This window comes from Limosilactobacillus portuensis (genome assembly GCF_028607025.1).
Taxonomy (GTDB): Bacteria; Bacillota; Bacilli; order Lactobacillales; family Lactobacillaceae; genus Limosilactobacillus; species Limosilactobacillus portuensis.
Genome location: NZ_CP117296.1, coordinates 956,611 through 977,456 on the forward strand (window position 1 = coordinate 956,611; position 20,846 = coordinate 977,456).

At 40.5% G+C, this 20,846-nt stretch carries 15 protein-coding genes, 2 pseudogenes and 1 riboswitch; of the genes and pseudogenes, 6 read left to right on the forward strand and 11 right to left on the reverse strand.

Features of this window, described 5'->3' with window-relative positions; all coding sequences use genetic code 11:
* Positions 1–16: 16 nt before the first annotated feature.
* The 6 genes from PRK60_RS04855 to lysA are packed head-to-tail and all read right to left on the reverse strand — an operon-like array spanning position 17 to position 6,158.
* Complete coding sequence (locus tag PRK60_RS04855; RefSeq protein ID WP_273646414.1) at positions 17–1,201, reverse strand: aminotransferase class I/II-fold pyridoxal phosphate-dependent enzyme; 1,185 nt, start codon at positions 1,199–1,201, stop codon at positions 17–19.
* 12 nt (positions 1,202–1,213) lie between these two features.
* Positions 1,214–1,993 carry a 4-hydroxy-tetrahydrodipicolinate reductase gene (dapB, locus tag PRK60_RS04860; protein ID WP_273646415.1) on the reverse strand — a complete coding sequence of 260 codons (780 nt, stop codon included), beginning with the start codon at positions 1,991–1,993 and terminating at the stop codon, positions 1,214–1,216.
* Positions 1,994–2,012: 19 nt separating this feature from the next.
* Complete coding sequence (gene dapA, locus PRK60_RS04865; RefSeq protein ID WP_102169333.1) at positions 2,013–2,930, reverse strand: 4-hydroxy-tetrahydrodipicolinate synthase; 918 nt, start codon at positions 2,928–2,930, stop codon at positions 2,013–2,015.
* A 15-nt stretch (positions 2,931–2,945) separates the two neighbouring features.
* Positions 2,946–4,091 (reverse strand): N-acetyldiaminopimelate deacetylase, encoded by a 1,146-nt coding sequence (locus PRK60_RS04870; RefSeq protein ID WP_102169332.1) that lies wholly within the window; start codon positions 4,089–4,091, stop codon positions 2,946–2,948.
* Positions 4,092–4,100: 9 nt separating this feature from the next.
* The gene (gene dapD / locus PRK60_RS04875; protein WP_273646416.1) at positions 4,101–4,811 is read right to left on the reverse strand and encodes a 2,3,4,5-tetrahydropyridine-2,6-dicarboxylate N-acetyltransferase; all 711 of its coding nucleotides are present in this window, start codon (positions 4,809–4,811) and stop codon (positions 4,101–4,103) included.
* A 36-nt stretch (positions 4,812–4,847) separates the two neighbouring features.
* Positions 4,848–6,158, reverse strand: a complete 1,311-nt coding sequence (gene lysA / locus PRK60_RS04880) for a diaminopimelate decarboxylase (protein ID WP_273646417.1) — start codon at positions 6,156–6,158, stop codon at positions 4,848–4,850.
* Positions 6,159–6,248: 90 nt separating this feature from the next.
* A riboswitch (Lysine riboswitch) is annotated at positions 6,249–6,428 on the reverse strand.
* Between the two features lie 199 nt (positions 6,429–6,627).
* On the opposite strand from lysA, the pseudogene PRK60_RS04885 reads away from it, so the two are divergent.
* The 6 genes and pseudogenes from PRK60_RS04885 (at position 6,628) to PRK60_RS04910 (ending at position 14,985) form a co-directional block, all read left to right on the forward strand.
* Positions 6,628–7,934 (forward strand): annotated as a pseudogene (locus PRK60_RS04885) (NCS2 family permease).
* 547 nt (positions 7,935–8,481) lie between these two features.
* On the forward strand, positions 8,482–9,846 hold the full coding sequence (locus PRK60_RS04890) for an aspartate kinase (RefSeq protein ID WP_148444637.1): 1,365 nt from the start codon (positions 8,482–8,484) through the stop codon (positions 9,844–9,846).
* A 10-nt stretch (positions 9,847–9,856) separates the two neighbouring features.
* Complete coding sequence (gene dapF, locus PRK60_RS04895; RefSeq protein WP_102169327.1) at positions 9,857–10,846, forward strand: diaminopimelate epimerase; 990 nt, start codon at positions 9,857–9,859, stop codon at positions 10,844–10,846.
* A 197-nt stretch (positions 10,847–11,043) separates the two neighbouring features.
* Positions 11,044–12,159 (forward strand): tyrosine-type recombinase/integrase, encoded by a 1,116-nt coding sequence (locus PRK60_RS04900; protein ID WP_273645703.1) that lies wholly within the window; start codon positions 11,044–11,046, stop codon positions 12,157–12,159.
* Between the two features lie 99 nt (positions 12,160–12,258).
* The gene (locus tag PRK60_RS04905) at positions 12,259–14,589 is read left to right on the forward strand and encodes a KxYKxGKxW signal peptide domain-containing protein (protein WP_273645704.1); all 2,331 of its coding nucleotides are present in this window, start codon (positions 12,259–12,261) and stop codon (positions 14,587–14,589) included.
* Between the two features lie 165 nt (positions 14,590–14,754).
* Entirely contained in the window at positions 14,755–14,985 is a 231-nt protein-coding gene (locus PRK60_RS04910; protein ID WP_273645705.1) for a hypothetical protein, read from the forward strand.
* 176 nt (positions 14,986–15,161) lie between these two features.
* On the opposite strand, the gene PRK60_RS04915 is transcribed toward PRK60_RS04910, so the two are convergent.
* The 5 genes and pseudogenes from PRK60_RS04915 to PRK60_RS04930 all read right to left on the reverse strand — a co-directional run bounded on the left by PRK60_RS04915 (position 15,162) and on the right by PRK60_RS04930 (position 20,722).
* Positions 15,162–16,436, reverse strand: a complete 1,275-nt coding sequence (locus PRK60_RS04915; protein ID WP_102169323.1) for a glycosyltransferase family 2 protein — start codon at positions 16,434–16,436, stop codon at positions 15,162–15,164.
* 228 nt (positions 16,437–16,664) lie between these two features.
* Positions 16,665–16,733, reverse strand: a pseudogene (locus tag PRK60_RS10120) (hypothetical protein); the annotation flags it as partial.
* 152 nt (positions 16,734–16,885) lie between these two features.
* Complete coding sequence (locus PRK60_RS04920) at positions 16,886–18,673, reverse strand: KxYKxGKxW signal peptide domain-containing protein (RefSeq protein WP_273645706.1); 1,788 nt, start codon at positions 18,671–18,673, stop codon at positions 16,886–16,888.
* A 361-nt stretch (positions 18,674–19,034) separates the two neighbouring features.
* Positions 19,035–19,391 carry a 6-carboxytetrahydropterin synthase gene (locus PRK60_RS04925; RefSeq protein WP_273645707.1) on the reverse strand — a complete coding sequence of 119 codons (357 nt, stop codon included), beginning with the start codon at positions 19,389–19,391 and terminating at the stop codon, positions 19,035–19,037.
* Positions 19,367–20,722, reverse strand: coding sequence for a TIGR03111 family XrtG-associated glycosyltransferase (locus PRK60_RS04930; protein ID WP_102169320.1), 1,356 nt, complete (start codon positions 20,720–20,722; stop codon positions 19,367–19,369). The genes PRK60_RS04925 and PRK60_RS04930 overlap by 25 nt, the downstream gene beginning before the upstream one ends.
* Between the last annotated feature and the right edge of the window lie 124 nt (positions 20,723–20,846).

The following is a 20,846-nucleotide window of genomic DNA, read 5'->3' on the forward strand; positions in this document are numbered from 1 at the left end:
TAAATTCCTTCTTACTTTAATTTAACTGTTCCATAAAGGAGCCTAACCGGCGAATTACTGTTTCAATATTGTCGTCCGAAGCGGCGTAGGAAAGACGAATGTGTCCTTCACCACCAGGGCCAAATGCTTGACCAGGAATTACCCCGACCTTAGCTTCATGGGCTAACTGACGAGCAAACTTGAAATCATCATTACCAAACGCTTCCGGAATCTTCGCAAAGATATAGAAAGCACCATCTGGTACCGCAATTTCAAAGCCCAGCTTCTTCATTGCCGCTGCCAAACGATCCCGCCGTTTTTGGTAATGCTGCTTAAATTCAACTGGATCAGCAGCACCGTTAGTCAGAGCTTCAAGCGCTGCCGCCTGGGCAGTATCATTCGGTGCCGTTACCATAAACGAATGCATCTTTGAAATTTGGTTGATTGCGTCTTGCGGAGCTGCTACATAGCCTAATCGCCAGCCCGTCATTGCATGGGACTTTGACAAGCCACTAATGAGAATCGTCTGTTCAGGAAGGAGCGTTGCTAACGAGGTAAACAGTTGATCATAAATCAATTCACTATAAATCTCGTCGACAATCGCTAGCAGGTGATGTTCCTTAATTACCTTTGCCAGCGAAACTAGTTCATCTCGGGAATAGCATCGGCCGGTCGGATTATTCGGGTAGTTAAGAATGATTGCTTTAACCATACTGCCCTCACGCTTTAAGACCTTTTCTAATCGTTCCACAGTTAGCAAGAACCCATCATTTGAGGTATCAACCTTGACTGGCGTTGCTCCCGTAAGCGAAACGCTCGGGAAATAGAGGGAGAAGATTGGTGTCGGAATAATAACCTCATCCCCAGGATTTAACAGGGCAAATGTTGTTGCCGTAATTGCTTCAGTTGCCCCCACCGTGACAATAATTTCTCCTTCTGGATCATAGTGAACTGACCGAGTCTTCATTAAGTAGTCACTAATCGCCTTGCGTAATGGTAAAGTGCCCCGACTTGCTGAATAGTGGGAGTCATTGTCCTTAATACTATTGATAGCTACTTGCTTAACGTGGTCGGGAACATCAAAGTCAGGTTCGCCTAAAGTTAACTTAACAATTCCTGGAACCGCGGAAATTTCATCATCAAATGCTCGAATCTGTGCAGGCGGTAATTCAGCAACCCGCTGATTGACAACCTGTTCTAGTTGTTGATCTAACTTTGGCATTTCAAATTCCTCCTACAAGATCTTTTCGAGACCAACGACGAGGTGATCTAAGTCACCTACCTTCTCTAAAGCAACTTTAACCCCGCTCATAAAGGATTGGCGGTCAAATGAGTCCTGACGAATTGTCAAGGCTTCCCCAGCACCACCAAAGAGGACCTGCTCATGAGCGATGTAACCGGGAAGACGGACAGAATGAATCTTAATTCCGTGGTAGTCACCACCACGAACACCAGCCAAGGACTCGGTTTCATCAGGATTACTTTCGTGCGGCTCACGAACCTGATCAATTAACTTTGCCGTGCTTAAAGCAGTCCCAGATGGTGCATCCTTTTTATCTGCATGGTGCATTTCAATCACTTCTACATCCGGGAAGTACTTTGCTGCTTCTTGGGCAAACTTCATTAAAAGAACCGCTGACATCCCGAAGTTTGGTGCAATTAAGCCACCAAGGTGCTTGCTTTCGCTCAGTTCAATCAGTTCTTGTTCTTGCTCATCAGTCAAGCCGGTGGTCCCAACAACTGGCAATAAACCATTATTCAACGCATACTTAACGTTCTCGTAAACGACGCTTGGCACTGTAAAGTCAAGCCAGATATCCGCTACTGTTGGATCAACATCCGTTAACGAATTAAACACCTTGACGCCCTCGCCCAAATGATATTGCTCACGGTCAGCTGCATCCAGGTGCGGTGCTAAAACAGCGGTGATTTCCATGTCCGGCATTGAGTTAACCAGGTCAACCGCTTTTTGACCCATTGCACCAGTTGCTCCTGCGATTAATACGTTTGCCATTAGCGATCTCTCCTCTATTTTATAAGTCTAACGGAAGTGTCTTATTTTCTAAGGAATCTGCTGGTAAGTCGAGTGCTTGTTCAAGCTGAGTTTGTTCTTCCTTATTAAGGGAAAGAATTGGCAGACGGCAGTCACCAGCATTAAAGCCTTGGGCATTCAGAACGGTCTTGACTGGAGATGGGGATGGGAACATGAAGCATGCTGCCATCCGTGGAGTTAACCACCGCTGAAGCTTTCCGGCAAGCTTGTAATCGCCACGGTAAAGGGCATCGAACATTTGCCGCATTTCCTTAACATAAATATGTGAAGCGACTGAAACAACCCCATTAGCGCCTAATACTCGTGAAGTCAATGCTTGGGCATCTTCACCGGTAAAGACAAGGAAATCATCCGCCTTATGTTCAATGATGTATTCCATATCTTCTAGTGGTGCACACTGCTTAATTCCAGCGATATTTGGGTGTTGGGAAAGTTCAACGACAGTTTCTGGAGCCATCTTTGAGCCGGTCCGTCCTGGAATATTGTAGATAATAATTGGCAAGTTCACGTTGTCTGCTACCGTCTTAAAGTGGGCAAGCATCCCCCGTTGGTTTGGCTTGTTGTAAGGTGGTACTACTACTAAAGCGTAGTCAATCCCGTTAATTTGGCCAACTTCATTAGTGAGGGCAATTGTTTCTTGAGGATTATTACTTCCTGTACCAGCGATTACAGGAACCCGACCATCAACGATTTCCCCAAACCGGGTATATAAAGCAATCTTCTCATCATGGGTTAGTTCCGGAGTTTCACCAGTAGTTCCACCGATGACAAAGCCGTTACAACCACGGTCAATCAATGAGTTGGTTAACTTTTCTAACGCGTTAAAGTCGATCTCGTTATCACTATTAAAAGGCGTTACAATCGCTGTTAATAAATCTGCATTTGCTAATGTTGTCATATTCTCTTCCTCCAATTATTCTGTCATCCGATATTCCAAGAAACCTGTAATTGCGTCAACACCGTGCTGGATGGCTTCTTCCTTTGGCTTTAAGGTTGCTGAATGCAATTGTGAATCATCATCGACTCCCAACCAAAACATTGTTCCCGGAAACTTTGCCAAAAGAAAGCCAAAATCTTCTCCGGTCATTGCCGGTGCGGTTTCAATAAAGTTTACATTAGGCGTTGACTTCATGTATGAGATAAAACGCTTGGTCAATTCAGGGTTATTCTCAACTGGCCAATAGCCACCCTGGTTTAATTCAAGGTTAACCGTCATGTTGTAACTTCGGCCAATTCCTTCACAAATATCTTTTAACCGCTGATCAATCGTTTCGATCATCTTTTGGGTTAGCCCGCGGATCGTCCCTTCGATTCGGGTATGACCAGCAATCACGTTTCTGATCGTTCCGCCATCAATCTTTCCTAAAGTAATTACCCCGCTTTGAATTGGGTCTATACTCCGTGAGATTATCGTTTGCACCTGACTAATCAGCATTGCCGCCGCGACAATCGTATCGTTGGCGTCTTGCGGGTAAGCGGCATGACCACCCTTTCCGGTTAAATCAATGTTCACTTCAGTTGTTCCCGCAAATAAGGTTCCCATTCGACAACCAATTGCCCCAGCAGGCAAATCAGGATTATCGTGTAAGCCATAAAATTCGTCAGGACGCCAACGACCATGAAATAACCCTAGTTCATATGATTGCTTACCACCGCTCTCGCTTTCTTCTGCTGGTTGGAAGAAAAAGAGAAGGTTGTCCTTGGGTTGGTGTTCACTAAAGTAGGAAAGGACTCCTAATGCCACAGTCATGTGAATATCATGACCACAAGCGTGCATCACGCCCGGGTGCTGAGAAGAATACGGCAAACCAGTCTGTTCTTCTACCGGTAAAGCATCGATATCTGTCCGGTACCCGATTGTCCGTTGCGGATCAAAGCCGTGAACTAACACCATCATTGAAGTTGGCAGTTCATCTGGATTACGAATCTCTAAGAATTTCTGATTCATCGCCTTCACCGTTTCTAAAAGGAACTGGTGAGTTTTGGTCTCCTGAAGTGCTAATTCCGGAATTTGATGAAGATGACGCCGAATCTTAATTAAATCACTTTCGCTTAACATTTTGCGCTCCTATAACTTCCGCAAGTCGTCTTCTAAGCCGGTCTTACTTTCAGTCTTAGCATCAACCTTTTTGACAAACTTAGCTGGGACCCCGGCAACCATTATATGTGGCTCAACGTCATGGGTAACAATTGCTCCCGCAGCCACAACGGCGCCTTCACCAACATGAACTCCTTCAATAACCACGGCATTAGCACCGATTAATACGTTATCGTCAATCAGCACTGGTTGGGCTGAAGCAGGTTCGACAACTCCGGCAAGGACGGTTCCCGCACCGATATGACAATGCTTACCGACAATTGCTCGGCCACCAAGGATTGCCCCCATATCAATCATCGTGTCATCACCAATTTCAGCACCAATATTAATTGTTGCTCCCATCATGACAACGGCATTGTTCCCAATTAAAACCTTGTCACGAATGATTGCTCCTGGTTCAATCCGAGCATTAATTCCCTTTAAATCAAGCAAGGGAACTGCCGAATTACGACAATCATTTTCAATATGGTAATCAGCAATCAAATCAGCATTTTCTTTCAATAATGGTTCAACCACCGACCAATCACCAAAGATTACACCGGTATGATTGTCAACAAATGATTGAACTTCTTCTGGAAAGTTAATTTCGCTTAAGTTTCCTTTTAAATAAACCTTTACGGGCGTCTTCTTGGGAGCATTGCCAATGTAGTTAATAATCGCTTGTGCATCTAATTCAGCCATTGTTGTTACCTCTTTCTTCCTATTATTTATTAGTCATTATTGTTGATATTTACGATCCAAGTGAACCAAGTCAGCTAAGGACTCCCGCTCAATCACAAGCTGGGCGTTGCCGTCTTCAGCAAAGACAACTGCTGGACGGGGATTACGGTTATAATTTGAAGCCATTGAATAACCATAAGCACCAGTATCAAGCATGGCAAGAACGTCACCTGGTTGAGTTTCCGGTAGGCCTTGATCTTGGGCTAAAATATCACCAGACTCACAGTACTTTCCGGCAAGACGGACATGTTCCTTGATCGGTGCTTGCGGATTACTTGCCAGAACGGTTTCGTATTCGGCTTGATAGAGCGCTGGCCGAATATTGTCACCCATCCCCCCGTCAACCATGACGTATGGTTTCAAACCCGGTACATCCTTACGGGAACCAACCGTATAGAGGTTATATCCCGCTGGTCCAACAATTGACCGTCCTGGTTCAATCCAAATTGCCGGCATCGAGAGTCCTTTTGCAACAGTTTCCTTTTTAATTGCCTTAATGATGGCATCAACGAATTCTTCGGGTTTGAGAGGGTGGTCAGCAGCGACATAACGAATCCCAAAACCACCACCAACGTTAATTACCTGTGCTTCATAGCCAAATGCATCTCGCCAATGAGCAGCAACTTCAACTAACTTCTTTGCCACGCCTTCAAAGCCTGCTAGTTCAAAGATTTGTGAACCAATATGAGCATGAAGACCACGCATCTTCATTCGCGGATTAGCCAGAACCTTTTGCAATGCTTCATCTGCTTGATCAGATTGAAGATCGAAGCCAAATTTGCTATCAACTTGCCCAGTTTGGATGTATTTATTTGTATGAGCTGAAATCCCGGGAGTGATTCTTAGCATTACATCAACGGATGCATTTCGTTCTTCAAGTACCGCGGCTAATAATTCAATCTCATGGAAGTTATCAATCATGATTGTCCCAACATGGTGGTCGATTGCCATTTCCAGTTCTTCACGCGACTTATTATTACCATGGAAACTTACCCGTTCCATCGGGAAGTCAGCCTTAATTGCTGTATAAAGTTCCCCAGCGGAAACAACATCAACGTGGGCTCCTTCGGCTGCAGCAACCTGATACATTGCAATTGCGGCAAAGGCCTTACTTGCATAACTAACTGCATAGTTAACGTGGTTAGCATCAAATACTCGCCGAAAGCTACGAATTTGCTGCCGGATTTGGGAAACGTCATAAACAACTAATGGCGTTCCATATTCCTGAGCTAGTTCAATTGAATCACAACCACCAATCATCAGGTGTCCCGCGTCATTCAATTGGTCAGCAGTAATTTGTTGGTTCATACTTATTCCTCCATTACTCATTCGGGGAAAACAAAGTGATAAAAAAATCCACTGTCTGCGCGAAGACAAACAGTGGATGCATTTTATCCGTTTTGTCGATAGCGCAACGTGGGCTGATATTGTCCCACGACAGTCCGTAACTTATTCAGCCACGCCCCAGTGCCTTAACCGTGCCAAGTTAAGTACTTCGGCGACCGCCCTGTTCATCAATTCTCATTGCTTGGCAGGCTAAAATTGATTACTGGTGTTGGCCGCGCCTCTTCGATTTATAAATATAATAAAGTTATTAGATTAGAATGTCAACGGAAACATTAAATTTTCTCATATTTATTTAATTAAGTTTCGTTCTCAATTGAATATTTCTTTCATATTTAGTCAATCTTCAAGTTCGGCAATCATTAGGCAGGATTCTGTGATATTCTAGTAGGAATAAGTTTTTAAATTTGTTTTAAGAAGAGGAGAATTGATCGTGTTAGAACGGATCTTTCATTTAAGTGACGCTCATACCACCGTCAAGGCTGAATTAATCGCTGCCCTGACGACTTTCGTGAGTCTGTCATATATTCTATTTGTTAACCCGAACATCCTGCACGCGGCAGGGATTAATAAAGGGGCAGCCTTTACGGTTACCGCAGTCGCAACGGCGGTTGGTTGTTTCCTAATGGGACTAATTGCTAACTACCCAATTGCTTTAGCGCCAACGCTGGGAAGTGCCGCTTTCTTTACTTACAATGTAGTTATTGGGATGCACATTAATTGGCAAACAGCCTTAGCCAGTGTCCTCGTGGCCTCATTCCTGTTTATCTTAATTACAATCTTGAAATTGCGGGAAAAAGTGGTTGATGCAATTCCAAAAGACATCAAATACGCGATCTCTGCGGAATTGGGTTATTTATTGCCTTCATTGGTTTACAGAACGGGAAATTAATTGTTAACAACTCATCATCCCTGGTTGGTCTTGGTTCATTTGGTAACCCAGATGTCTGGTTAACCCTATTTGGCTTAATCTTAACCGTGATCCTGATGGCTGCTCGAGTACCGGGGTCAATTTTTATTGGAATGATCATTACCGCTATCTTTGGGATGTGCATCGGTCAAATCCCACTACCTCATGGAATCATCTCAACAGCACCAAGTATGGCCCCGACATTTGGTCACGCCATCTTCCACTTAAAGGACATTAATACACCACAACTATTCATGGTTGTCCTCACCTTCCTGTTAGTTACTTTCTTCGATACTGCCGGAACACTAATTGGGATGACTCAACAAGCTGGCATGGTTGACAAGAATGGTAAGATCCCCCGAATTGGTAAGGCCTTCCTCTCTGACTCCCTTGCCATGGTTGAAGGGGCAATTTGTGGTACCGCACCACTAGGAACTTCCGTTGAATCCAGTGCCGGAATTGCCATGGGTGGTCGAACTGGTTTAACCGCCGTCTTTGTCGGTATTCTATTCTTGATCTCCATGATCTTTAGTCCCCTGTTAGCAGTAATTCCAACAACGGTCACTGCACCAGCATTAATTATTGTCGGAGTCCTAATGGCAAATAACCTGAAGTACATTAACTGGGATCGCTTTGAAGTGGCCTTTCCTGCCTTCCTTGTTGTGGTCGGAATGCCATTAACCTACTCCATTTCCGATGGTTTAGCCCTTGGAATGATCGCTTACCCAATCACCATGATTGCTTCTAAGCACCATAAGGACGTCTCCCCAATGATGTACGCCCTCTTCGTTATCTTTATTCTGTTCTTTGCAATAACGAATATGAAGTAGAGGAAAGTGCGAGCTGGGTAAATGCCTTACAGAAGGCTAGCAATTTCTCCTGACGAAGGCGACTTGCGCCTCGGAAGGAGTTTGCTAGTCCTAGTAAGGCACCAGCGAGCACATTATGACTCTGCCGCCTAGAATCGTTAGTTCTAGCAAGTCACAGTGAACACGTTATGGCAATGTTGCCCGGCAACCATATTATGACTAGGTTGATTTCAGCCTAGTCTTTTTTTGATCTCTTTATGGGGTTAATGTTCTAATGCAATTAAGCTAAAAGGTGTTCGCCCAAGTTTCTACTTTTACCAAGTCGGAACGTGCATCGTCCAAGTTTTTTAGCTGTTACATAGTTAAGATCTGCTCGCCGTGACCGCAATCTCCGTCTAACTATCCCGCCCTTGATTGCAAACCAATCATCGTCCGGGATTCCTTAGTACTCGATTGCTAGTCCGTCACGGCTCGCACTCTAAATTTTTCTCTTGCATATTTATCAATCAATGTTAAAATTCGATTAAAAAGTTTGCGTGGGATTCTCATGCAAGAAGGAGAATTGAGAATGAAAGTAGTTAAGTTTGGCGGTAGTTCATTAGCTGATGGGGCCAGCTATGAACACGCAATTAAGATTATTACGGGTGATCCTGAACGGCGAATAGTGGTTACTTCAGCCCCTGGGAAGAGAACCGCTGATGATATTAAAGTAACTGATCTCCTGATTAAATATGCGCACGCGATTATTAGGAATGATGAGCAAGAAGCAATGGTCGTTCGGAAGAATATTCTTAGTCGCTACCAAGCAATTGCGGACTACTTTGATTTACCTAGTGGTCAAATGCAACCGCTGGCTGATCGCCTTGCTAATTTACCTAATGGGGACTACCCGAATAATAATTACCTACTGGCCGCGTTTAAGGCTCACGGTGAACGATTAAATGCCGAATTAATGTCATTGGTTCTTAACCGTCTTGGATACCCTTCCCGCTTCGTCACTCCTGAAGAAGTTGGCTTAAAGGTTGCTGGAACACCAAATAATGCTACTGTGATTCCGGAAACTTATGCGCGGTTAGCCAACTTCTCATTCAGCAAGCACGACATTATTGTTTTCCCTGGTTTTTACGGAATCACGCTTGCCGGTCACATTGCAACCTTCTCTCGAGGTGGTTCTGATATTACCGGAGCGATTCTTGCACGGGGACTACATGCTGAAATGTATGAGAACTTTACTGATGTTGACGCAATCTACTCTGCTAACCCAAATGTAGTTAAAGATCCGCAACCAATCACAAGAATGACCTACCGCGAAATGAGAGAGCTTTCCTATGCGGGCTTCTCTGTCTTCCATGATGAAGCGTTAATTCCAGCAATCCAAGGAAATGTTCCAATCAACGTTAAAAATACTAATAACCCAGAAAAACCGGGGACCCTAATTGTTCCTGATCATTCGTTCCAGCCAACTGATATTATTACGGGGGTTGTTAGTGGAAAGCACTTTGCGGCTTTATACTTACATAAATATCTGCTAAACAAGGAATCTGGGTTTACCTTACGCATTCTGGAAATCCTCGCTCGGCATGACGTTTCATATGAACACATGCCATCCGGGATTGATGATATTACAATCATTTTCGATAAAAAGGAACTTGATGATGAGCTAGTTGATATTATCTGTAACGAAATTCAGGAAGAAATTAATCCTGATCGTTTGGAATGGATTGATAATTACGCGATTACGATGGTTGTCGGCGAAGGAATGCGTAACCGGACTGGCGTTATTAATGATATTTTGAATCCCATCGCTGAAAAACATATTGCAGTACCAATGATTAATATGGGAGCTTCCCGAATCGCAATTATGATTGGGACCTATAACCAAGATGCTGATGTTGCAGTTCGCGCAATTTACCACCGCTTTTTTGTTAACTAGGAGGAAAGTTATGACTGAAATATTAAAAGTTCATGGTTCGCAAAATTGTTTCTTTATTCTGGACCAAACAAAACTCCAACAGGAATTAACCGATGATGAATTAGTCGCCCTTGCTCGACAAATTACCAGTAAAGGGAATGGCCTTCTGGATGGCGCTGACGGTGTGTTAGTAGTCAACCGTCCTGTCCGTGAGGGCGCTACGGCACAAATGCGAGTGATTAACGCTGACGGCAGTGAAGCATCAATGTGCGGTAATGGGTTGCGAACAGTTGCTCGCTATGTTGCTGAACGTGACGGCCTAGAAGATTTTAAGGTTGATACGATGGATGCCAGTCTAAAAGTCAGGAAGCAACCCGACTTAGCTCCTGGAGTACCGGCATTTGCCGTTGAAATTTCACCAGTTCGGTTTAATAAGGAAGCTTTACCCTACGATCACTTAGGTCACGAACGCTTGCTAAATACTCGTGTTCCGGAACTTCTTCCTGGGTTCCGTTTTTCGGGAATTGCCGTCCCTAACCCACACTTAATTTCATTTGTCGATGAAAATGGCTTTAAGGAATTGGGGCCATTAGGCGAGTGGCTTAATGGTGAAAATCCCTACTTCTCAGACGGGGTAAACGTTAACTTTGGTCATATTCTTGGGCCAAATAAGATTTTTGTAAAGACTTATGAACGTGGTGTGGGCTTTACGAATGCTTGTGGTACGGGGATGTCTGCTACTTCGCTAGCCTTTGCCCTGATTCATCCTGAATTAGCTAGTTTTGATGAACCAATTACCGTTTTTAATCCAGGAGGAATGGTCCGGACAATTCTTCACCATGAAAACCATCGTTACTGGATTGAACTGATCGGGAATGCCACTTTTACTCACCGGATTGAAGTCCCTGAAGACTCATTGCACAATGCAACAGTTACGGATCAAAATTCTCAAGTAGTTCCTACTGGCGAACAAGAAGGCTATCTTAAATTCATTAACGACTTGGATAAACCAGAATTTTAAATAATTATCCATTTAGGGCTTGCGATACTATCAGATAGGCACTATAATGTAGATGTTATAAAAAGTTCTGGGATCCAGTAATTTTACAGTTCTAGAAAAAAGAGACGTGATGTTTGGTCACGTCTCTTTTTTATTTTACAAACTGTTTACCTCCTATTCACAATAGAAAGTAATCTTAAAATGAAAGGAACTTAACTATGTGGATAGAAAAGCGTTCAGCCAAAAGTTTTAAATTTGTCGAACAATATAAGGATCCTCTTACAAATAAATTTCACCGAGTTAGTGTTACATTTTCACGTAATACCACCCATACCCGAAAAGAAGCCAATCGTGTTTTGACAAAGAAAATTCATTCTCGGTTACGCCACTATGGTATTGTAAGCATTAAATCAAACATAACATTAGGCGAACTTACCATAGAATGGCTACAGCAATTAAAAAGAAAAGTTAAGTTTAACACATTCCAAAATAATAAAAGTCGAACTAAGGGAATTATTTCTTTTTTTGGAAGCGATGCCCTAATTCAGAAAATTTCACCATCGCTTCTTTCAAATTACATTGACTTTCTCATTCAAGTTAAGAATTATCATAATTCAACTATTAGGAAGTTTAAGGGAACGCTGAATTCATTATTCAAATACGCTATTAAACACCAATATCTAGCACAAAATCCCTTGAATTACGTTGATATCGACTATCAAAGTCCTGAATATAAAGAACGACCGGAAGAAAAATTTTTAGACGATTATGAATTAGAAGAAGTTCTTAACTATATGTATAAACGCTCCCCACATTATGGACATTTTTGTGAATTCCTATATTTAACCGGTCTTCGCTATGGAGAAGCTGCTGCACTAATCCCTGCAAATATTCAAAAGGATAGTTCAGGAAAACCATTTGCAATAATCAGCGGGACAATTGTCAATGGGAAAAGGCAATCTTCCCCTAAAACAGCTAACAGCTGGCGGAATGTTTCCCTTACCGAAAGAGCATTGAGAATCTGTGAAGAAGAAAGTAACTATCGTTCAAAAAAAGTTGACTTTATTTTTTCATCAGAACGGGGAAATTACCTTGGAAATACTGTACTAAATCTTTGGTTAAGACAAGCAAAAAAAGATTTAAATATCCATAAGCAGCTTACACTTCATACCTTTCGTCATACCCATATTTCTAAACTGGCAGAATTAGGCGTTCCACTATACCTTATTCAAGCCCGCGTTGGTCATAAAAATGCTGAAACTACTAATAATATCTACCTTCATGTGACACGAAAGGCTGAACACTTGTTAGACCAGAAATTAAAGTATCTTTAACTCCCCTTTTATCCCCCTATTATTATCTTAATCTTAATTGCCCCTAGAGCTATTAGGATCTTACCCTCTCTTTGTTTATTCAAAGGGAGGATTATTATTATGGAAAACCGTAATAATGCTTTACATTACAAGATGTACAAGTCTGGTAAGAGCATCGTTTATGCTGGACTTGCTACTACTGCCGCTTTGGCAGGGTTAGTATTAGCTAACACTAATGCTACTGCTGTTCACGCTGCTACTGCTCCAGCTTCAGCTGCTGTTACTTCACAAGCAGCTTCTACTGCTGTTGCTTCAGATGCTGTTTCTGATGCAAACTCAACTGTTGCTAGTGCTAACACAGCTAATTCCAGCGCAATTGCTTCAAACTCTGCTGCTGTTAAGAGTGATGCAGATACTACTGTACCTGCTTCAAGCACCACAACTGAACCAAAGGCTGCTACTTCAGAAGCTGCTCAATTAACTAGCCAAGCTAAGGGAATTACTGATAACACTGCTACTGCTTCGCAAAACTTAAGCAATGCACAAACAACACTAACTAGTGCTTCTGCTAATGTTAAGAGTGCCACAACTGCTTACGAAGCTGCTAAGAGTGCTGCAGACGTCGCTTCAAAGAACGCTAACAAGACTGCTGAAGATTACACTACTGCTAAACAAGCTGCTAAGGATGCACAAGCTGCTGCTATGGCCGCTCAAAAGAAAGCAAATGAGGCGGGACAAAGCTTTAATGCAGCTTCTGATGCCTTAGTTGCTGCTAAGAAGGCTGCTAAGGATGCACAAGATGCCGCTAATGCTGCTGGCGAAAAGCTTGAAGTAGCTAAGAGTACTTTAGCTAATGCTAATAAAGCATTGAATGATGCTCATGAAGCTAACGTTGCTGCTATTAAGAGTTACAATGATGCTAAGAGTGCGCTAGAAAAAGCTGAACAGCTTGTTAAGGGTGCTCAAGATGCAGCCGACCAAGCAAAGAATAATGTAACTGCTGCTCAAAACGGCTTGGAAAATGCTAAGAGTGCCGCTAGTGCATATACTGAAGCTCAAAAACTTGATGCATACAAGAATGCCTACCATGTTTGGAACAATGATCGGACTCAAGAAAACTGGAATAAGTATTTGCAAGCTGGGAAACAATATCATGAAGCTCAAAGTGCAACTACTGATGCCCAAACCGCTGCAACTAAGCTAGGCCAAGAATACACCGATGCAGATAATGCTGCTCTTAAAGCAGAAGCTGCTGTTAAGGGTCCTCAAACTGCTGCAGATCAGGCTAAGAACAATGTTACTGCTGCACATAATGGTTTAATCAATGCTCAAAAGGCTCATCAAGATTACCTTGATGCTCAAGCTACTGTCCAAAAGACTGGTAAGGCATTAAATAATGTTCAACAGAACCTTAAGGCTACCCAACACCAAGTAATTGTTGCTCGTAACAACTCCAAGAAGGCCGCTAATGATGTTAAGGTTGCTAAGGCTAATGTTGCAGCTGCACAAACTGCCTTTGATGAAGCTCGTAATACTGAAACAAACGCTGCAGAAGCTGCTGCTAAGGCTGGTACTGTAGATGAATGGCAACAAAATGTTGAGAGTTCTGAAAAGGCAGCCGAAAAGGCAGAAACTACTTTACACAATGCTCAAAACGCATTAACAGAAGCTCAACAAAACCTTAAAGCTGCTCAACACCAAGTAATTGTTGCTCGCGACAACTACAAGAAGGCTGCTAATGATGTTAAGACTGCCAAGGCAAACGTTGCAGCTGCACAAACTGCCTTTGATGAAGCTCGTAATGCTGAAACTAAGGCTGACGAAGCACAAGCTGCAGCTCAAGAAGCATTTAATAAAGCACAAACTGCCTTTGACGAAGCTCGTAATGCCGAAACTAAAGCTGACGAAGCTGCTAAGGCTGCTAATGATAAGTTAGCTACAGCTACTAAAGCTTACGATGATGCTGAAAATGCTCTGACTAAGGCTGATGAAGCTGTTAAGACTGCTCACCAAGATGTTCTGAATGCTAACCAAAACTTAAAGGATGCTCAAGCAAACGTTGAGGCTGCCCAAAAGGTTGTTAACGAAGCTGCTGCTAACGCTGCTAAGGCTTCACAACTTCTTGAACAAGCAAATAACTTGCTTAAGAACATTGATTGGAACCAAAATGCTAACAACGATTCAGATAACAATAACAGTGGTTCAAACAGTACTAACGATGATAACATCATCACTAACAACAATGGTTCAAATGTAAATAATAGTAGTAGTCATGCTGTTAACAATGGTTTAGTTTCTGAAAAGGTTGCAGTTAAGAGCAACAATAATAATGATACTAAGGCTGCTACATTGCCACAAACTGGTAACGAAAATGCCTCAGCTATTGTTGCATTAGGTGCTGTTTCTGCAATGTTCGGTCTTGGCCTTGCTGCTAAGAAGCGTGAATTCTAATTACCTCCTCCCAAGATAACTAGAACTGACTTTAATTGTTCGTACTGATAAGGGAAAAGCCTCAAGCACTGAATTCTTCGCTTGAGGCTTTTCTTGTGCTTGTATACAAATAATAAAGTTGGGATATAATTATTTAGAAGGTACTAATATTTAGGAGCAAGATATATGGAGCGTAATTTACAAGAGATCATTAATTCATCAAAAAGAATTATGGAAAATTCTAAAAATGAATTGGCAAGAATCGATAACGATCCCCATCCAAATAAGGAGTTACGAAGGGTTATTGAAGACAACTATAATACTGCTAAACAGACTTTAGAGATTGCTGATAGTATAACGAGCCACCCAGTAGTCCCTTCAGCTTCTAAAACCATCTACTCATCAACCAGCTGTTAAAGACAGTAACCAAGAAGAGCATGTCAAAGTTTCATTTACTTCAACCAAACCAGCTAATGATGAAGATAAACTGATGACACGTGCTGAATATCGTAAAACATTAAAGAAAAACAAGTAATTGCTTTTATAAATGGCATACCATCACAGGATTACCCTATGATGATATGCCATTTTACTTAACGTTCCACATGGGTCCATTTGCTATGACCTTTTTTCAATAAGATTTCCCTGAAATTAGCTATACAACGTACTAAACAAATAAAATCAACAATGTTAATGATATATAGAAATAGGTATGTAAATGGCGAAACTAACGTTAATTTTAATTTAACTTTTGTTGAGATGCTTTCAACAATAATCGTATCGATCGCAAAAATAAAATAGATAATCAAAATAGAAAATATGATCGAAAAGTCACAGTGGATAAAAATAATAATAGACATCCAGATTAAAATAACCGGTTCTATCAAAAGTAAAAATTCTTCGAAAAAAACTTTAGGTAATTTCCACCAACTTAAGGTGATACTGTAAAGATTAAGTTTCTTGTTAAAAATTAATTTACGGTGTTTGATGAGTGCTCTAAACCGTCCAAATTTCCACCGATACCTTTGCTTAATAAGTTGTCTAAAATTATGAACTGCTGGTGTGGATACAACACAATCGAAAGCGTAACAAAATTTATATGATGTATTACCAAACTTCCTTAAGAGTTTCATTGTTAAATCAATATCTTCCGTGACGGTATCAGTATCGTAAAGGTTTACTGCTTCCATAATAGTACGCCGGAAAGTAGAACCTATCCCACCGATAATATACTCTAAATTAAGCATTTGTTCTGATGATTTTAGCTGGTAACCAACTAAATACTCTATATATTGAACCAGTTCAATCAGATTGAGAGCCCGCTTTATTCTTACATTTGCTGCGACTGCAACGACATTCGTACTTTGGAAGTGGTTAATCATGTTAGCTAAGAAATTTGGCTTTAGCTCAGAATCAGCATCCAAGACAGTTATCAATTCACCCTTAGCATAATTTTTAATTCCATTATTTAATGCAATGCTTTTTCCGCTATTTGGTTGATTAACGATTATAAATCGTTCTTTATATGGAATACTATCTTCAAATAATCGTTTAACAGAATTACTAGAATATATTTTTTTATTAATACTATCCAAGATATTTTTAGTAGCATCATCAGAACCATCATTAACAATTATTACTTGTCGATTTAGGTATGTTTGCTTCATCACAGAAGAGACACAGGCTACAATCGTTTTTTCCTCGTTATATGCTGGTATTATTACTGATACTAATGGCGCGTATTTTTCTCTCCTTACTTTTGTAAGATAGATGATTTGATGAATATTTGCCAGTAATAATCCTAGAATTATTCGAATAGCTGAAAAACCACCTAAGATAACGATTACTAATGATATGATTACACTCACTTCTTTCGGTTCTTAATAATCCATAAAACTAATATTGAAATTAATAATAATGTGCTGAGGATCGTTAGGACAACGGCTAATATAGAAATCAAAATTAATTGCATTTTCATTTTTTAATAATTTAGTGGGGATCATAAAAGAAAAGCCCCAGGCAATAAATGCTTGAGGCTCTCTCTTATTAGTACGAACAAATAAAGTTAGTTCTAGTTATCTTCCAAAAAGAGGTAATTAGAATTCACGCTTCTTAGCAGCAAGTCCAAGACCAAACATTGCAGAAACAGCACCTAATGCTACAACAGCTGAAGCATTTTCGTTACCAGTTTGTGGTAATGCCTTGGAGTCGTTAGCAGTAGCAGCAGCGCTAGCACCCTTAACTGATGTCTTAACAGTAGCAAGTGATTGGTTTGCAACATGTGCATCGTAAGCAGCCTTAGTTACTTGCTTACCGTTTACATAGTAGTTACCGTTCTTTTCACCAGTGAAGTCAGAGGCAACATTATCCTTGTTAGTATTAGTGTTACCGTTATTGTTATCATTAGTGTTTTGACCAGGCTTGTCAGATGGTTGATCTGGAGTGCTTGGTTGGTCTGGATTAGTTGGTTGATCTGGGTTAGTAGGCCCTTCATTGCAGCTAACTTAGCTTGAGTAGCAACTAATTGGTTTTGGTAAGCCTTCAAGGTTTGAAGTGCTTCATCATAAGCAGCCTTGAGAGGAGCAACCTTTTCAGCTGAAGCGGCAGCATTCTTCATGTTAGTCTTTGCATCATTGAACTTTTGAACGATTGCCTTGTCAGTGTTAATTTCGTTTACAAATTCTGCGTAACGAGCACTGTCCTTAACACCCTTAACTTGGTTAGTCCAGTAGTCAACTTGTTCTTGTTGTTTCTTTTGTGCCTTTTGAGCATTAGTAAGTGTAGCTTGAGCAGCAACTAATTGACCATTGAAAGTACCAACTAAGCCATTAGCATTATCAACTAATTGCTTGTTAAGAGTTGTAGGATTCTTAGCATAGTTAGCCTTAGCTTCTTCAAGAGTCTTATTAGCTTCATCAAGCTTAGTTTGGAAGAACTTGACATTGTTTTCAAATGTTGGAAGTTCTGAGTTAGTATGATCAAGCTTAGTTTGTGCTTCCTTAGCCCATTCTTCAGCTTGACTAAGAGCAGTACCATCAGCAGTTGGCAATGCCTTCATTCCAGCTTCATCACGAGAAATTTGAACAGCAGCACTTGATGCAGCATCACTTAAGCTTTGGTAAACCGGATCATCAGTACCGTATGGTAAGTTATTAGCTTTGCGAGCAGCGGTCCAAGCATTGTACTTGGCATTTGCAATATCACCAGCATCCTTAGTAGCTTGAACAGCATCCTTGTAAGCTTGTTCAGCTTCTTGAGCGGCTTTCTTTAATGCTGGAAGTTGATCCATGATTGCCTTAGCATCATTTAAGGAAATACCATCCTTGGTATCATTAAGCATTTTATCGGCAGCCTTAACATCCTTACGAGCAGTTTTAATTGCATTTTGAACGGCAACCATATTGTTGTAAGCAAGACTCTTTTGAGCGTTTAAAGCCTTCATTTCATCGCTGTCAGACTTAAGACCAGCCTTTTCAGCAGCAGCAACTGCATCAGATGCTTGGTTCCAAGCGTTAACAACAGAATCACTTTGAGCTTGTGCTTCATCTAAGTTAGCTTGTGCATTGCTCTTAGCGTTCATTACCCTGTTGTAATCTGATTGACCACTTTGATTCCACCAAGCTGTAAGGTCAGCAGTATTAACACCACTTACAACAGCAGCTGAATCTGAAGCAGCATTAGCAGCCTTATGTGCAACAGCTTGTGCATGACGTGCGGCATAGTAGTCACTGTTAGCAGCGCTATAAGCAGAAGCTGCAGAAGCAACAGCAGCTGAATTGGAGTTCAAGTTAGTTGCTGATTGAAGTGCATCACTAGCGGCATTAACAACATTTTGTTGTTGTGCAACATTAGCACTAGCAGAGTTAACAACAGCTTCTTGGCTAGCAATTTCTGCTGAAGTAGCAGCAGATGAGTTAGCAGCAGTAGTAGCTGCTTGTGAAGTAACAGCAGCTGAAGTTGGAGTAGTAGCAGCGTGAACAGCAGTAGCATTAGTGTTAGCTAATACTAACCCTGCCAAAGCGGCAGTAGTAGCAAGTCCAGCATAAACGATGCTCTTACCAGACTTGTACATCTTGTAATGTAAAGCATTATTACGGTTTTCCATAATAATAATCCTCCCTTTGAATAAACATTGGGAGGATTCATTGATATGTAGCTGTTTAGAGGTAATCCTAGGGGAGTAGCTCGATATTATTAAATACCGTTTAATCAAGCAACATAAGCTATTCTCTACAAAATTTATCAAAAATAATCCCCCTAAAGTCCCCCTGGGGGGATAAATTATGGATGTTTTTAGATCCCAATTAAATAAAGAGGATTCCCCTGACGATTGAGTAAGTTATCAAATTACTGCAAATACTTTTAGCAGTATTAAAGGGAAATAGTTAACCTATATACTAGCCCAGCGCTTAAATCAAGAAAGATTACGAAAATTAATAGCAACAAGCCCTTAGAGTTTAAGAGCCTTATTTTGCTTCAATCATAAAAGTTCTTACCGGTGATTCGGATACTTCAAGTTTTACTAACCTACAACTAACCGATTTCAGATTAGCACTCATTGCTCTATATAAAAGCCTAGTTAGATTTTCTAGTGTTGGTATAATATTTTGAAATGCTTCAAGCCCGTTTAAGTATTGATTATTGAGCTTATTAAGGATTTGATTGATATTATCCTCCATTATTTCAAATGCAATAATTTTTTTGCTTTTAATAAAGCAGTTAATTTCAAACGTATGAGGGTGAATTGATGAACTTTTACCATCTATAACTACCATATGAGTTGCATTAAGAAAAAAAGTTAATCTGTATGTTTCGTTTTCCATTTTATTCTGAAAATTCTCCTTAAATCTTTTCTAAACATTTTCTTTATTTCTTTCATTTCAGCGCTAAAGGATTCAACTTTCCAGGCGGCAGGTTCAGTCATTGAATTAATGATCCCAATAAACTGAATAGTGCTACACAACATGTAATATAACGGGAGGGTTACTAGTATATAAAACTTTGATACATAGTAATGACGTTCCTCCGGAAAAAAGCGTAAATAATATTGAATATCAATAAAATTTAGTAAACAAATAAAGACATAGAGCAGATACAAAATTACAAAAGATATCAGAATTAATTTAAGAGAATAACCAAACGGAATTAAAACAAGGAACGCTGCCATCCAGATAATCCGCAAAAATAAAATGGTATGATCCATAATTAAACGGCGAACGATAAAGTTCTTAAATATGTTCTTTAGACTCAATTGTTTTTTATTCATATAATAGTGAATTGCTTCTAGTTCACCACGTTGCCATCGTTGCCTTTGAGTATATAATTTACCTAAATTATCAAGTGGTTCAACATAGAAAATTGCCTCAGGACATAATGCAACTTTTCCCTTAAGTTGATAACGAATTTGAAAAGTCATATCAATATCTTCACCAACAGTTTGAATATTATACAGCTTTGTTTGAAGAAGTTTTTCTCGGCGAAAAGCTGAAAAAGCTCCTGACATTGTAAATAAGTGATTTTCTTGAGACTCAATTGCACGACCAGCTAAAAAAGACTGAGCATATTCAAAGTATTCATTTTCTCTTAGGAACTTTAATAATGGACTCCTAGTTTTCTTGATTGAGTCCTTTTGGGTGAGAATTGTGCCAGTCTGTGCATCAAGTTCAGGATCATTTTCAAATGCTCTAACAATATTCATTAATGCATCTTTTTGCAGTTGTCCATCACTATCTATGTGAATAATATATTCACCATTTGAACGATAGATTGCAGAATTCAATGCACGCGCTTTTCCTTTAGTAGTATCTATCCACTGCATAAATAACTGTTGAAATTCAAAATGGGCTCGACGATACTCACTAAAACTGCGATCAATACTTTGATTATTCGCCACAATAATACTAACTAGGTGATCTGGATAAGTTGAATCAGCAACCGAGCGAATACAGTTATAAATAGTATTCTCAGAATTGTATACTGGAATTATCAATGATATTCTAGGCAAACAATTTAGTCTCTTCAACTTTCCTAATTTTCTTCCTGCTATTCCTAACGTAATAAAACCATATAACGCTGGAAGAAATTCATAAATCAAAGGGAGTAGAAGCCAAGAGATCCAAAAGCCAAGTTCAACGATGATTCCAGATAAAAACACTTATTTCATTCTCCCTTCTCAAAGGTTCACATATTTTGTTATAACAAAATAACTGAAACAAAAAATAACTCTGTTGTACCTTAAAGTACTCTGAGTTATTTTATTGATTAATATTACTAATTAT